Annotated in this window: 12 protein-coding genes; 9 read left to right on the top strand and 3 right to left on the bottom strand. The window is 67.6% G+C overall.

The window, feature by feature from the left end; translation table 11 throughout:
* Window positions 1-86 precede the first annotated feature (86 nt).
* Window positions 87-1,331 (bottom strand): MFS transporter, encoded by a 1,245-nt coding sequence (locus tag VGI62_RS15530; protein WP_331505421.1) that lies wholly within the window; start codon window positions 1,329-1,331, stop codon window positions 87-89.
* Between the two features lie 220 nt (window positions 1,332-1,551).
* On the opposite strand from VGI62_RS15530, the gene VGI62_RS15525 reads away from it, so the two are divergent.
* The 8 genes from VGI62_RS15525 (at window position 1,552) to VGI62_RS15490 (ending at window position 10,457) form a co-directional block, all read left to right on the top strand.
* Window positions 1,552-2,487 carry a 2-hydroxyacid dehydrogenase gene (locus tag VGI62_RS15525; RefSeq protein WP_331505419.1) on the top strand — a complete coding sequence of 312 codons (936 nt, stop codon included), beginning with the start codon at window positions 1,552-1,554 and terminating at the stop codon, window positions 2,485-2,487.
* A 48-nt stretch (window positions 2,488-2,535) separates the two neighbouring features.
* On the top strand, window positions 2,536-3,507 hold the full coding sequence (locus tag VGI62_RS15520) for a metalloregulator ArsR/SmtB family transcription factor (RefSeq protein WP_331505491.1): 972 nt from the start codon (window positions 2,536-2,538) through the stop codon (window positions 3,505-3,507).
* Window positions 3,504-4,445 (top strand): methylenetetrahydrofolate reductase [NAD(P)H], encoded by a 942-nt coding sequence (metF, locus tag VGI62_RS15515; RefSeq protein WP_331505418.1) that lies wholly within the window; start codon window positions 3,504-3,506, stop codon window positions 4,443-4,445. Before VGI62_RS15520 ends, metF begins: the two co-directional genes overlap by 4 nt.
* On the top strand, window positions 4,442-5,503 hold the full coding sequence (locus VGI62_RS15510) for a homocysteine S-methyltransferase family protein (protein ID WP_331505417.1): 1,062 nt from the start codon (window positions 4,442-4,444) through the stop codon (window positions 5,501-5,503). Before metF ends, VGI62_RS15510 begins: the two co-directional genes overlap by 4 nt.
* 98 nt (window positions 5,504-5,601) lie before the next feature.
* Entirely contained in the window at window positions 5,602-8,265 is a 2,664-nt protein-coding gene (gene metH / locus VGI62_RS15505) for a methionine synthase (protein ID WP_331505416.1), read from the top strand.
* 224 nt (window positions 8,266-8,489) lie between these two features.
* Window positions 8,490-9,686: a hypothetical protein gene (locus VGI62_RS15500; protein ID WP_331505415.1), complete on the top strand. Its 1,197-nt coding sequence runs from the start codon at window positions 8,490-8,492 to the stop codon at window positions 9,684-9,686.
* Window positions 9,687-9,696: 10 nt separating this feature from the next.
* On the top strand, window positions 9,697-9,927 hold the full coding sequence (locus VGI62_RS15495; protein WP_331505414.1) for a hypothetical protein: 231 nt from the start codon (window positions 9,697-9,699) through the stop codon (window positions 9,925-9,927).
* 329 nt (window positions 9,928-10,256) lie between these two features.
* Window positions 10,257-10,457 (top strand): hypothetical protein, encoded by a 201-nt coding sequence (locus VGI62_RS15490; protein ID WP_331505413.1) that lies wholly within the window; start codon window positions 10,257-10,259, stop codon window positions 10,455-10,457.
* Between the two features lie 222 nt (window positions 10,458-10,679).
* Here VGI62_RS15490 and VGI62_RS15485 read toward each other — a convergent pair whose 3' ends face one another.
* Complete coding sequence (locus VGI62_RS15485; protein WP_331505412.1) at window positions 10,680-12,620, bottom strand: PAS domain S-box protein; 1,941 nt, start codon at window positions 12,618-12,620, stop codon at window positions 10,680-10,682.
* Window positions 12,621-13,028: 408 nt separating this feature from the next.
* Between VGI62_RS15485 and greA the strand changes: the two genes are divergently transcribed.
* Window positions 13,029-13,508, top strand: a complete 480-nt coding sequence (greA, locus tag VGI62_RS15480) for a transcription elongation factor GreA (RefSeq protein WP_331505411.1) — start codon at window positions 13,029-13,031, stop codon at window positions 13,506-13,508.
* A gap of 69 nt (window positions 13,509-13,577) precedes the next feature.
* On the opposite strand, the gene VGI62_RS15475 is transcribed toward greA, so the two are convergent.
* Entirely contained in the window at window positions 13,578-14,693 is a 1,116-nt protein-coding gene (locus VGI62_RS15475) for an NAD-dependent epimerase/dehydratase family protein (protein WP_331505410.1), read from the bottom strand.
* Between the last annotated feature and the right edge of the window lie 300 nt (window positions 14,694-14,993).

Raw genomic sequence — 14,993 nt, 5'->3', positions numbered from 1 at the left:
TGCTCCTCACGGCGAAACGCCGTTATGGATTAGTGCCGCGGCTTCAACACTCAACCAGGCCAAGTGGTTTCCCACGCGACAAGCGATCAGGGCGCGAGCGGCATCTCACGCACGGCGCGCAGCGGCGACAGCAGACCGGCCACAGGCCCGATAAGCAGCCCGCCGATAGCGAAGAGCAGCGTCTCGCGAAGTCCGAAGGCCTGCCCGAGCGCCCCGCCCATCAGAGCGCCGGCTACCGCTGCGCCGCCACTGACAGCGCGGAAGGTCGCTCCGACCCGGCCCAGGACGCTCAACGGCAAGATGGTCTGGCGCAGGCTCGAGGCCAGCACCAGGGGAACCACGCCGAAGGCATCGCCCAGGAACTGGGAGACGACCAGGGCGGCCATGCCGCCGACCGGCGTCGGCGGCGCGAGCAGCAGGATCATGGTGCCCAGCGCAGACAGGGCTCCGGAAACGCAAATCGCCGGGCCGACGCCCAGCCGGCGCGCCATGGGTTGGGCCAGCACTGAGCCCACCAAAGCGCCCAGGCCTCCGGTCGCGATCCCCAGGCCGAGCATTGCGGGCGTCAGGCCCAGGCCGCGCAGCACAAAGGCGATGTAGAGCGCGCTGAAGAAACCGCCGAAGAGGGCGCCGACGGCGGTCATGATCAACAGGATCCGCACCGATGGTTCTTGCCACGCCACGCGCGCGCCTGTGACGACGCCATCGACCCACCCGCGTCGTATCCTGGCGTTTGCGGGAGGCGGCTCCGGCTCGCGGACGCGGGCCAGGATTGCGGCGGAGACGATGTAGGTCGCCGCGTTGACTGCAACGGCGATGGGGGCGGTCAGCCATTGGAAGAGCACGCCGGCCAGCGCAGGGCCGCCCATCTCGGCGACCGACTCGGTGGCGCTGATCTTGGCGTTGGCGTCGGTGACCAACGGCTTGCCGACCAGGCCAGGCAAGTAGGCATGGTCGGCGATGTCGAAGAGCACGCTGGCGGCCGCCACCAACGCGGCGGCGGCATAGACCTCCAAGATATTGAGCAGTCCGAGCCAGGCTGCGATCGGCAGGACGATGAGAAGCAGCGCGCGGGCCAGGTCCATGGCGATGAGGATCGGCCGACGCGCGGTGTGGTCGACGAAGTCACCGGCAGACAGTCCGACAAGCAGGCCGGATCCGCTGGCCAGGGCGGCGAGCAGGCCCAGCTGCGCCGGCGAGGCCGCGAGCCCCGTCACCGCCATCATCGGGAGGCCTTCGCGTGTGATCCGGGCGCCGAAGTCCGACACCGTTTGTGCGGTCCACACGCGCAGGAAATCGCGGTGGCGCCATAGAGGACTCTTGAGGAGCATCGGGGTTCAGGCAGCTAGACGCAGCCAAGCGGCCGCTGGACCGCCGGTCAGGCGGAGCGCCGGTGAGCGCGAATTTTCCGGCCGCCGCGCCGCTCACCGTGCGGCCTTACTGCCGACCGGCGATATCTGAGTCAAGTCTGGGCGACAAGGAACTCGGCGAATGACGCGCCCCTTGCGGCGTGGCTATAGGACCTGTCGACCGAGATGAGAAAGACCCTGGATGTCCGAGCCGTCGGTATTGATATCGGTCCCGTTCCTGGCGTCCCTGGAGCCGCGGTTCGCCGCGGCGGGCTTAAGTACCGCGCGCGCCTGGGATTTGGCTGAGGACGACCGGGGAAGGGTTCGCGCCATCGTCCACGCCGGGGAGTTCGCGCTTACGCCGCAATTCCTTGAGGGTCTGCCGGAGCTCGGACTGATCGCGTGCGTGAGCGTCGGCTACGACGGGGTGGACGTCGCCTGGTGCCGGGCGCGCGGCATCGAGGTCACCCACGCGGAGGGCCTGAACGCCGAGGACGTCGCCGATCATGCGATCGGTCTGCTGATCGCCGCCTGGCGCAATATTCCGGCCTGGGACCGGACTGTGCGCGAAGACCGTTGGCGCCAGGAGGATCGGTTGGCGCCACAGCCGAGCCTTGGCGGTCGCAGGCTGGGCGTGGTGGGTCTTGGTTCTATTGGCGAGGCCGTTGCGCGGCGTGCGCAATCCCTGCGGCTGGAAGTCAGTTGGTGGGGACCGAACCCGAAGCCCGCGCCCTGGCCGCGAGCTGCAACCTTGCTCGACCTTGCGCGGGATAGCGACATCCTGGTCGTCGCAAGCCGGGCCGACGCCTCCAACCGGGGCCTCATCTCGCGCGAAGTGATCGAGGCCGTCGGCCCGACCGGGTTGATCGTCAACGTCGCCCGCGGCTCTTTGGTCGACGAAGACGCCCTGATCGCGGCGCTCAAGGATGGGCGACTGTGGCGCGCGGCGCTGGACGTCTTCGCGCAGGAGCCGACCCCTTCTGAGCGATGGGCCGAGGTTCCCAACGCTGTGCTCACGCCCCATACGGCCGGCAGCAGCACCGAGGCGATCCCCCTGATGACCGCCCAGGCGATCGACAATGTTCGACGCTTCCTGGCGGGCGAGGCGCTTGCGAGCCCGGTGCCGGGGCCGGACTGAGGCTCCATCGGCTTGACATAAAGACATAAAGATATCTTTATGTCATCTATGACGATCTCGGCGAACCAGGCGGTGGAGGTGCTTCGCGCGGCCGGCGAGCCCTCGCGCCTGCGCATCCTAGCACTTTTGGCGCGTGAGGAACTTGCCGTCCTTGAGCTCTGCCGCGTGCTCGACCAGAGCCAGCCGCGAGTCTCGCGCCATCTGAAGCTGCTGGCGGAAGCCGGACTTGTGGAGCGGTTTCCGGACGGCGCCTGGGTGTTCTATCGCCTGACCGCAGGCGGCGACGGCAGCGACCTGGTCGCCGAAGTGCTGGCGCGTATCGATCCCGCCGACCCGGTGCTGGTGCGTGACGCCGAAAGGCTTTCGGCGGTCTGGGCCGAGCGCGCGGCTGACGCCGGGGAGTACTTCGCGCGCAACGCGGCGCGCTGGGACGAGATCCGCTCGCTCTACGTCTCCGACGCCGACGTCGAGGCCGCGATTCTGGAGGCGGCCGGCCCGGGCCCCTTCAAGCGGATGGTCGACCTGGGCAGCGGCACCGGGAGGATGCTGACGCTGCTTGGCCCCCACGCCGAGGCGGCGCTCGGCCTCGACCTCTCACAGCAGATGCTCAACATCGCCCGCAACCGGGTGACCGAGGCGGGGCTTCCGCGCTGCGAACTGCGCCACGGCGACATTTTCGGAACCCGGCTGCCGGCCGGAAGCGCCGACCTGGTGGTGGTCCACCAGGTCCTGCACTACCTGGCCGACCCCGCCGCGGCGGTGAAGGAAGCCGCACGGATCGTCGCCGACGGCGGCCGGTTGATCATCGCCGACTTCGCCCCCCACCGGCTGGAGTTCCTGCGCGAGCAGCACCAACACCGCCGCCTCGGCTTCGCGGAGCCGGAGATGGCCCGTTGGCTGACCGACGCCGGCCTCAGCAAGATCAGGGTCACGGCCCTGCCGCCGGCCCGCAAGGAGGGGCTGACGGTCAAGATCTGGACGGCTGAGCGCGACCACCAGCGCCAGAGGAGCGCCGCATGAGAGACCATAAGTCCAACATTGGCGACCAGGTCCTTGGCCCGATCGCCCGCGCCGGCGGCGACGCACCGCGGCCCGACGTGTCCTTCGAGTTCTCGCCGCCGAAGACGCCGGAGGCGGAGGAGACCCTCTGGGAAGCGATCCGCCGGCTTGAACCGCTCAACCCCACGTTCGTTTCCGTGACTTACGGCGCGGGCGGCTCAACGCGGGACCGCACCCATCGCACTGTGCTGCGCATGCTGAAGGAGACGTCCCTTCGGCCCGCCGCGCACCTCACCTGCGTCGAAGCCAGCCGCGGCGACGTCGACGAAGTGATCCGGGACTATTGGGACGCCGGCATCCGTCACATCGTGGCCCTGCGCGGCGACCCGCCCGGCCAGATCGGAGGCGCCTACGCGCCGCGGCCCGACGGCTACAGGAACGCTACCGAGCTGACCGCCGGCATTCGCGCTATCGGGGACTTCGAGGTGAGCGTCGGGCTCTATCCGCACGTCCACCCGGAAAGCCCGTCGATCGAGCACGATATCGACGTGCTGAAGGCCAAGATCGACGCCGGCGCGACACGCGCCATTACGCAATTCTTCTTCGACCTCGATGGCTTCCTGCGGTTCATGGACCGGGTTCGCAAGGCCGGGGTGACGATCCCAATCTGTCCCGGGATCATGCCGGTGACGAATTTCAAGGGTTTGAAAAAGATGGCCGGGCCGATCGGGATCAAGCTGCCCGGATGGCTGGGCAACCTGTTCGAGGGCCTGGACAGCGATCCGGACACCCGGCGCCTCTTGGCCTGCTCGGTGGCGACGGAGACCTGCGCGCGGCTGGCCGAAGAGGGCTTTTCGGACTTCCATTTCTACACGCTCAATCGCGCCGATCTGACCTATGCGATCTGCCGCGTCCTGGGCGTGCGCGAACACGAACAGACGAAGGAGGCGGCGGCATGACCCGGACCGAACGCATCGCAGCGCTGAAACAGGCCGCCAAGGAGCGCGTGCTGATCCTCGACGGGTCGTGGGGCGTGATGTTCCAGAAGCGCGGGCTGGCCGAAGAGGACTACCGCGGCGAGCGCTTCAAGGACCACGTCGGCCAGATGAAGGGCAACAACGACATCCTGTGCCTGACCCGACCTGACATCGTCGGTGAGCTGCACGACGCCTATTACGCCGCCGGGGCCGACATCAGCGAGACCAACACCTTCTCGGCGACCTCGATCGGCCAAGGCGAGTACGCGCAGGAAGCGGCGGTGCGCGACATCAACCTGGCGGGCGCCCGCATCGCCCGCGAGGTCGCCGACCGATGGACCGCGAAGGAGCCGCAAAAGCCGCGGTTCGTGGCCGGTTCGATCGGGCCGCTTCCGGTGATGCTCTCGATGAGTTCGGACGTGAACGATCCGGGCGCGCGGAAGGTCACCTTCGAGCAGGTCTACCAGGCCTACTCGGAGCAGGTCCGCGCCCTGCACGACGGCGGCGTCGACATGTTCCTCATCGAGACGATCACTGACACGCTGAACTGCAAGGCCGCGATTAAGGCGATCCTGGACATGCAGGACGAAGGCTACGAGGCCCTGCCGATCTGGATCTCGGGCACCATCACCGACCGATCAGGCCGCACGCTCTCGGGCCAGACTGTCGAGGCGTTCTGGAACTCGGTCCGCCACGCCAAGCCCTTTGCGGTGGGGCTGAACTGTGCGCTGGGCGCCGACCTGATGCGGCCGCATATCGCCGAACTTGCCCGGATCGCCGACACCCTGGTCTCGGCCTATCCGAACGCCGGCCTGCCCAACGCCTTCGGGGAGTACGACGAGACGCCCGACCAGACCGGGCACCAGCTGCACGATTGGGCCGAGCAGGGCATCGTCAACATCCTGGGGGGCTGTTGCGGGACGACGCCCGACCACATCCGCCACGTGGCCGACGCTGTGCGGGGCCTCCAGCCGCGCCCGATCCCGGAACGGCCGACCGCCATGCGCCTGGCGGGGCTGGAGCCGTTCGAGCTTGTGTGACCTTCACCCGCTCATCTCTGCGAACGCGCGGGACGAGTAGGATTTCAGAGTGAGCTTGGCTCCCCGCCTTCGCGGGGATGAGCTGTTTGTGGGACTGAATGCGACCTCTTTTCATCAATGTCGGCGAGCGGACCAATGTCACGGGGTCGGCGAAGTTCAGGAAACTCATCACCGATGGGGACTATCCAGCGGCGCTGTCGGTTGCGCGCCAGCAGGTCGATGCCGGCGCGCAGGTCCTCGACATCAACATGGACGAGGGCCTGCTGGACTCCAAGGCGGCGATGGTCACCTTCCTCAACCTGATCGCCGCCGAACCGGATATCGCCCGCGTGCCGGTGATGATCGACAGCTCCAAGTGGGAGGTGATCGAGGCGGGCCTGCGCTGCGTGCAGGGCAAGGCGATCGTCAACTCGATCTCCATGAAGGAGGGAGAAGCAACCTTCATCGAGCACGCCAAGGCCTGCCAGCGCTATGGGGCGGCGGTCGTGGTGATGGCCTTCGACGAGGTCGGCCAGGCCGACACCGCCGAGCGCAAGGTCGCGATCTGCACGCGCGCCTACGAGATCCTCACCGAGCAGATCGGCTTCGCGGCTGAGGACATCATCTTCGATCCCAACATCTTCGCCGTGGCGACGGGGATCGACGAGCACAACAACTATGCGGTCGACTTCATCGAGGCGACCCGGCGGATCAAGGAAACCCTGCCGCACGCCCGGATCAGTGGCGGGGTATCCAACGTTTCGTTCAGCTTCCGCGGCAACGAGCCCGTGCGCCGCGCGATCCACTCGGTTTTCCTCTACCACGCGATTGCGGCCGGCATGGACATGGGGATCGTCAACGCCGGCGAACTGCCCGTCTATGACGAGATCCCCGAGGAATTGCGCGAAGCGGTTGAGGACGTGATCCTGAACCGGCCGCAGCGCACAAACATCTCCAACACCGAACGCCTGGTCGAGCTCGCACCCAAGTACAAGGGCGGCAAAAGCGAGGCCAAGGGGCCGGACCTGGCCTGGCGCGAGGGAAGCGTCGAGCAGCGGCTCAGCCACGCCCTGGTCCACGGCCTGACCGACTGGATCGAGGCCGACACGGAAGAGGCGCGCGCCGCAGCCAAGCGGCCCCTGCACGTCATCGAAGGCCCGTTGATGGACGGAATGAACGTGGTCGGCGACCTGTTCGGCTCGGGCAAGATGTTCCTGCCGCAGGTGGTCAAGTCCGCCCGGGTGATGAAGCAGGCGGTCGCCTATCTGATGCCGTTCATGGAGGCCGAGAAAGAGGGCAAGCCGCGCGAGGCGGCCGGAAAGATCCTGATGGCCACCGTCAAGGGCGACGTCCACGACATCGGCAAGAACATCGTCGGCGTCGTGCTGCAGTGCAACAACTACGAGGTGATCGACCTGGGGGTGATGGTCCCGGCCGACCGCATCCTCGACGAGGCGGTGGCCCACAAAGTCGACATGGTGGGGCTCTCCGGCCTGATCACGCCGAGCCTCGACGAAATGGCTTATGTGGCCGGCGAGATGGAGCGGCGCGGCTTTAAGATCCCGCTCCTGATCGGCGGCGCCACGACATCGAAGACCCACACGGCGGTGAAGATCGAGCCCAGGTACAAAGGCGGCCAGACCACCTACGTGCTGGACGCCAGCCGGGCGGTGGGCGTGGTCTCGGGTCTGCTTTCGCCCACCGAGAAGGATCGGCTGCAGGCAGCGACCGCGGCGGACTATGCCCGTGTGCGCGAGCAGTTCGCGCGCGGGCAGGACAAACGGGCGCGCGCCACCCTGGCGGAGGCCAGGAACAACGCCTTCGCACCCGACTGGGCGGCTTACGAACCGCCCAGACCCACATTCATCGGCACGCGGACATATGAGGCCTATGACCTGGCCGACCTTGCGCGCCACATCGACTGGTCGCCGTTCTTCGCGAGCTGGGAGCTGGTCGGCCGCTTCCCGCAAATCCTCGAGGACGACGTGGTGGGCGAGGCCGCGCGCGACCTCTACGGCGATGCGCAGGTGATGCTGCAACAGATCATCGGTCAGAGGTGGTTCGAGGCGAAGGGCGTCGTGGGCTTCTGGCCGGCCAACGCCGACGGTGACGATATCGTTCTTTATACGGACGAACACCGGAAGGCCGAGCTCGGCCGATTCCATTCGTTGCGCCAGCAGATGGCCAAGGACAAAAGCCAGGCCGACGGCGGGCGGGCCAACGTGGCGCTGTCTGACTTCGTGGCCCCGGAAGGGACGAGGCCCGACTGGGTGGGCGGTTTTGCGGTCACCGCCGGTCACGGCGAGGCCGAGATCGCCAAGGCCTTCAAGGACAAGGGAGACGACTATTCGGCGATCATGGCCGCGGCCTTGGCCGATCGCCTGGCCGAGGCCTTCGCCGAGGCCTTGCATCGCCGCGTGCGGACCGAGCTGTGGGCCTATGCGCCCGACGAGCCGTTCGACGTCGAGGCGATGATCGCCGAGCAGTACCGCGGCATCCGCCCGGCGGCCGGCTACCCGGCGCAGCCCGACCATACGGAGAAGGGCCTGTTGTTCGAACTGCTGGACGCCGAGAAGGCGACGGGAATCGAGCTCACGGAGAGCTACGCCATGTACCCGACCGCGGCGGTGTCGGGTCTCTATTTCTCACACCCGGAGAGTCACTACTTCGGCGTGGGGCGGATTGAGCGTGACCAGGTCGAAGACTATGCGCGGCGCAAGGGCTGGGATGTGAAGACCGCCGAGCGCTGGCTGGGGCCGATATTGAATTACGAGACGCCGTAGCGCCAGGCGTCCGGGCCCGGAAGGGGCCCGCGCCCCTTTCGGCTGCCAGATGGGCGGCGGCTCACTCCCGCCGGCCCAATCGCCAACGGGAGGTCCCTGCGGCGGCTCAGGTCTCCAGCGCAGGGGAATGCGGAGGATGCCTGATCCCCATGGCCGCCCCGGAGTGGATCGTTAGGCCTAGCCGCAAGGCTCCCCGGTACGCCCAGGGCGGGGAGAACAGGACCATGCCTCCAGCCCAACCTCGTCTAGCGAAGGACGGCCCAGGTGACCCGGATTTCTCCCTGATCGCCGGCGGGCCGCTCTATCAGCTCTTTCGGCGAGCCAGGCTCACGACCGAGGGGATGGACCTCGCGCCCCGACGCGTCATCGCCGTCATCCTGATCACCTGGGCGCCGCTCATGTTGCTCGCGGCGCTGCAGGGGGGCCTTTTCAGCGCGGGCCACGGAACGCCGTTGATCAAGGACGTCGGATACCACCTGCGCTTCCTCGTCGTGGCGCCGTTGCTGATCATCGCGGAAGGTATCGTGCATCGGCGGTTGCGCCCCATTGTCGGCCAGTTCACGGCCCGCGGCCTGGTGCGCGCGCACGAGGCGGACCGGTTTGCGGCCATCGTCCACCGGGCGGAGAACTTGCGGAATTCAGTGCTGGCCGAGATCCTCTTGCTGGGCGTCGTCTATGCCGTCGGCGTGCTTTTTACGTTGCGCCGCTATCTCGGCATGGGCGCGGCAGGGTGGTTCGCCCTACCCTCAGGCGGACTTTCGCCGGCTGGATACTGGCTGCTGTTCGTCAGCCTGCCGCTCCTGCAGTTTCTGCTGCTGCGATGGTACTTCCGCCTGTTCATCTGGGCGCGGTTCCTTTGGAGCGTCTCGAAGCTCGACTTGGACCTGAACGCGACCCATCCGGACAAGGCCGCAGGGCTGGGTTTTCTCGGAGGATCAGTCACTGCGTTCCTTCTGCTTGCTGCAGCACACGGAACGCTGTTCGCTGGAATGATGGCCGACCGCATCCTGTTCGGCGGAGCCAAGCTCCCCGACTTCAAGATCGACGTGCTCGAAGGCGCGCTCATCGTCCTGGTGGTTTTCGTCGGGCCCCTTATGTTGTGGGTACCCAAGCTGGCGCCGGTGAAGCGGTCTGGGCTGCGCGACTTCGGCGCGCTGGGCCAGAGCTACGTGCGGGAGTTCCGCGACAAGTGGTTCACCGATGCGCCCACGGGTGAGCCGTTGCTGGGCAGCGGCGACATCCAGTCCCTCGCTGACCTAGGGAACAGCTACTCTTCGGCCGCGCAGATGCGCCTGGCCCCGATCCAGTTGGCGGGTCTGGTCGCGTTTCTTGCGGCCTTCCTTGCGCCGATGGTTCCCTTGTTGCTCACTATGATGTCGCTCGAGGCCGTGATCAGCCGCTTTGTCAAAATCGTGTTTTAGGGCGCGCGCGATGTCGAACGGAGGCTGGCTGGGCAAGCTGCGGGCGGGCTTCGTCGTTGCGATCCTCCTGGCCGGCGCGCCCGCGCGGGCCCAGACCTTTGTCCGCGCCGATTGCCGGATGCTGATCGCGCCGGACCAGCTTGGCTATACGTCGCTGGCGGCGCGGCGGCGCCGGCGCTTCTGGACCGGCGAGTGCAACGACCTTCGGGGCTGCAGGAAAGGCTCTCCAAACTGGGAATGAGATCGTCGGGCAGCTTCTCGCCCGAAGTTCGCGAAGCCATCGCTCCGAGGTGTTCTCCAGGGGCTGTCGACCGGGGCCGCTGATCGGGCACGAACGGACCAGGCCGCGCGCAGTCCGGCGGATCGACACTGGAGACCTGCGGCGCTTCAACGCCACGCTGGAGTCCGCCCCAGACGTTTTGGAAGGCCTCGCCAGGGCCGAGGCCCAGGTCCGCGCGAAGATAGCCGATGGCGCCCCTTCGACGGTTCCGGGAGGCGCTGGACTAGCCTGACATTGCCATGCAACCTCGCTTGCGTCCGGTCGGGGGATCGAACTGGGGAGGCAATCCCATGCAGGTCAAACCCCACATCGTTCCGGTGCTGGCCGCCGCAGCGGCGGTAATGGCGATCGGCGGCGGAGTTGCGGTCGCCTATGCGCAGGGCGCCGCGAGCGCGACTGCGATGAAGTCTGCTCCAGCGGCCTCTAAGGCCGCCGTCAAAGGGACGAAGACACCGACCAAGGCCGCAAGAATGAAGACCGGCGTGGCCTAGTGGATCATCGCGCTCGAGTGCGGTGGCAAGGACGATAGGGCAAGTGCGACTCCGGTACGTACGATCTGTCGAATACGCAGAGCCGCGGCTTCCACCGCCGGCCCCTGCATCAATTGGCGCGGCATGGATTGCCCGAGTTAGGGCCGCGCGGGGTCCCCGCAGGCCCGGCTGCGACCGCTGCGGTCGCTGCGCCCGCGAAGGCTGCGCCGTCCCTCTGACCGTTCAGGCGGCTGCGCGGGCCGGAACCAGCCCGCGCAGCACCCGGGCAAGCTCGGCTTGGTTGAAGGGCTTAGAGAGCCGCGGCAAGGCGTCGTCGGCGCCGGGCGGCAGCTCGGCGTAGCCGGTCGCCAGGACCGTGCGCAGGCCAGGTTTCCGAACCTGGATCTCGCAGGCCAGCTGCAAGCCGGTCATTTGCGGCATGGCGTAGTCAGTGATCACCAGATCGACGGCATGGTCGCCCAGCATCACCAGCGCCTCGGCCGCCGACGAGGCCGTGAGCGCGCGATGGCCGAGATCCTCCAGCATGGCTGCCATGTTCGTGAGCACCAGGCTGTCGTCGTCGACCGCCAGCACGAGCAGGGCGGGGCGGGCGGTCTCGTCGACGAACCTCGGTGCGGCCGACGCTTGAGGAGAAACGGCGTCGGCCTGGGGTAGCCAGAGCTCGGCGCAGACGCCGCAGCCCGGGCGGCTGGTGAGCCGCAGTCGCCCGCCGGATTGTTCCGCCAGCCCGTGGACCATGGGAAGGCCAAGGCCCGTGCCCTTGCCGACCCCCTTGGTCGTAAAGAAGGGCTCGGCGGCGCGGGCAAGCGTCGTCTCGTCCATGCCCGTCCCCTCGTCCAGCACCGCAAGGCGCAGATAGGGCCCGGCGGGCAGGCCGAGATCCGAGCCGGGGGCGAGCATCCGTTCGCTGGCCTCGATGGTGATTCGTCCGCCTTCGGGCATAGCGTCGCGCGCGTTCACGGCCAGATTGAGGAGTGCGATCTCCAGCTGGTTGGCGTCAGTGCGGACCGGCGCCAGGCCGGCGGGAAAATCCGTTTCCAGCCGGACCAGGGGGCCGAGCGAGCGCTGGAGCAGCCCGGTCATGCCGGCGACCAATCCAGGGACATCGACGCCTTGCAGATTCAGGTCCTGCTTGCGGGCGAAAGCCAGCATCCGCTGGGTCAGGGCCGCGCCGCGCTGCGCGCCCTGCACGGCATTCTCAAGCAGCCGCTCGGACTTCGGATCCTCCGGAAGCCGCTTGCGCAGGAGCTCGAGGCTGCCGAGCACAGCCGTCAGCAGGTTGTTGAAGTCGTGGGCGACGCCGCCGGTCAGCTGTCCGATAGCGTCGAGTTTCTGCGATTGGAACAGCGCCTGGCGGGTCGTCTCCAACTCCTCTTGCGCCTCGCGCCGCTCGGTGATGTCCCGGGTGATCTTCGCAAAGCCGATCACCTTGCCCTCGTCATCGCGGATCGGATCGATGATGACATGGGCCCAGAAGCGGGTCCCGTCCTTGCGAACCCGCAATCCCTCCTTTTCGAAGCGGCCCTCGGCAGCAGCGGTGCGTAGCGCCTTTGCCGGTTCGCCGGCTTCCTGGTCGGCCTCCGTGTAGAAGCGCCCGAAATACTGACCCACGATCTCGTGGGGTGCGTAGCCTTTGATCCGCTGCGCGCCGGCGTTCCAGCTGGTCACTCGCCCGTGCAGGTCGAGCATGTAGATGGCGTAGTCGGTGACGCCCTGGACCAGCAGGCGGAACTGCTCGTCGCTGCGCCGCAGGGTCTCCTCCGTCGCCCCTCGCCCGGTGAGATCTCGCGTGGTCGTGGCAAAGCCAATCAATTCGCCCGAGGCGCTGCGGATCGGATCGATAAATACCTGGGCCCTGAAGCGGGTCCCGTTCTTGCGGACCCACCAGGCTTCCATCTCCAAGCGGCCTGCGGTGGCGGCGGTGTCCAGAGCGGCGGCCGGGATTCCGGCGGCGCGATCGTCTTCGCTGTAGAAGCGGGCGTAGTTGTCGCCGATGATTTCCGCGGATTTGTAGCCCTTGATACGTTGGGCGCCGGTGTTCCAGCTTGTCACCCGACCCTCAAGGTCGAGCATGCAGATGGCGTATTCGGTGATCGAATCGACCAGCAGCCGGTAGCGCCCACCTGCAGAAGTGCTGAACGCACCGATACTGTTTTGACGCATAAGCGCCCCCGGCCCATTTCGCCGTAAGGCTAGCGCCCGGCGCCGCGGAAAGTTCCGCAAACGGCCGAATTTAGCAAGTGGGCTCGGCGATCTGCGGCGCCGCCGGCCATGCGGATCGAATCGGCGACTTTCGGCGGAACGAGGCCGTCGCTCTGGTGTTCTGACTGCGCGGAGCGGTTGGCGATCCCCGTCCCGAGGCCAGCCACAACGCGCAGTCACACGCGTGGGCCCCCGGTTCTGGCACAAGGACCGGGGGCTGTGCCGGGTCTCCGTCCAAGCGACGGCGGCGCGGTTCCGGTGCGGGGATTGAGGTCGCCGTTCCACCAGCGCGGATGTAGGATCCCCGTGTGCCGGCTCCGTCAATCGGCGGGGTCTTTTCGCACTGCTAATCCCCCTAGGTTCCGGATCATGGCCGTCGCGTTCACCCGAGAGGAAGACTACGAGTCCCAGGCCGCCGACCTGCCGGACCGGCCGGTTTCGCCGCATCCGAACCTGGTCACCGCCACCGGGATGGCCGCCATCGAAGCTGAGTTGGCGGCGGCGCGGGCCGCCTATTCGACGGCGCAGGCCGAAGGCGGCGTGAGCACCGACCGGACCGCCATGGCGCGCGCCACCCGCGACCTGCGCTATTGGTCCGCGCGGCGCGCCTCGGCCCAGCTGACCGAGCCTCCGGTCCAGCCAGACAAGGTGCAGTTCGGCCGCACCGTGGAGTTCGAACGCGAAGACGGCCGGCGCCAGACCTACCGCATCGTGGGCGAGGACGAGGCCGACCCAGCGAACGGCAGCGTCTCATACGTCTCGCCGCTGGCCCGCGCGCTGCTCAACAAGGCGGTGGGCGAGGTGGCGCTTGTCAATGGCGCGGAGATTGAGGTGATCGGCGTGCGCTGACCCATCGATGGGAGCGAATTTCATCGTCCCTAAGCGATTGATATAATTCAATCTTGTTCGAGTCCGGCGCTAGCCCCGGACGCCGGAGCCAGCTTTCCACATCTCCAGCAACTTCGCCTCGCGCTCAGGCGGGAGGCCGGCGCGCAGTTTTGCCTGGCGTTCGGCGGGCTGGCGCCTGAACCAGGCGAGCGTTTCGGCGGCGCTCACACTCAGCGGGCGGTAGGTGAGGCCGGCGGCCTGCGCCCTGGCGATACTGCGTCGGTGGAACCCTGCGGTGTCGCCCTGCCCGGGAATCCAGACCGGCAGGTCGCTCCACGGGGAAACTTTCTGGGCCTGGAGGAACGCTGTGGAGACCCATGTGAGCCGCGCCTCGGCGTGGACCGCAGGGGCGATGGCCTCCAGCATGGAGCGCATCGTCAAGGGCTGCAGCGGCCCCGTCGCATTGTAGACGCCGGGCGTGGTCCGCTCGGCCAGACGCACGGTCCACTCAGCCAGGTCGCGGGCGTCGATGACCTGCACCGGATCGGCGCCGTCTCCGGGCGCCAGGACCTCGCCGCCACGGGCCAGGCGGACGGGCCAGTAGGTGAAGCGGTCGGTCTCGTCGCCGGGGCCGATGATCAACCCGGGCCGGATGATAGTCACCGCGTCTCCGAATTGCCGCTTGGCTTCCTGTTCGCTCACGGCCTTCAGCTGTCCGTAGAGCTCGCCATGGGCGCGCAGGGTCTCAGCTGTCTCGGCCATCGGATCCTTGCCGCTGTAGGCGGCGAGCGGCGCGGCCTCGTCGGCCGCCCTGTCGTTGGCCGCGTAGGTCGAGATCGTCGAGATGAAAATATAATGGCCCACCTTTCCGTGCAGCACGCGTCCGGCGTCGCGGACCCAGAAGGGAAGCGTCGTGGGGTTGTCGACGCAGACGTCCCACTCGCGGCCCTCCAGGGCCTTCAGATCGCCGGTGTTGCGGTCGCCGAGAAGTTCCTCGACCTGTCCCGGCCAGTCCTGGGGTTGCCGGCCACGATTGAACAGGGTCACCTGATGGCCGCGCGCGAGGGCATAGCGGACCTGATGCGGTCCAATGAAGCCGGTCCCTCCCATGATGAGGATGCGCAAGGGTTTCTCCGACCTGCCGGTGGGCTCGGCGGCGAGCGCAAGGCCCGGAACGACGAGACCCGGCACGGCGAGCGCCGACAATCTAACCAGGCTCCGGCGGGTCGTCCGCATTCTCGTCTTTCGGCCGTGACGCCCACAGGGCGCCGTCTGCCTTATCTATAGCGCGCCGATGGGGGCTTTCACCCATTCGTCGCCGATCGGCCCAGCGCTACTTGGGCGGCGGCTTGTCGCTCTTGGCGACCTTGCGGCGGCGTTGCGGCAGGTTGGGATAGGCGTAGCGCTCGCGGTAAGCGGCGTTGTGATCGGGGGCGTTGCGGCGGGCCACCCGCTGCTCAAGCACAGCGGCGAGCAGGGCGGCGACGATCACCGCCGCCAACGGAT

The sequence above is a fragment of the Phenylobacterium sp. genome (assembly GCF_036495085.1).
Taxonomy (GTDB): domain Bacteria; phylum Pseudomonadota; class Alphaproteobacteria; order Caulobacterales; family Caulobacteraceae; genus Phenylobacterium.
The sequence above is the reverse complement of the archived record's forward strand: the minus strand, read 5'-3'. Positions and strand labels throughout refer to the sequence as shown.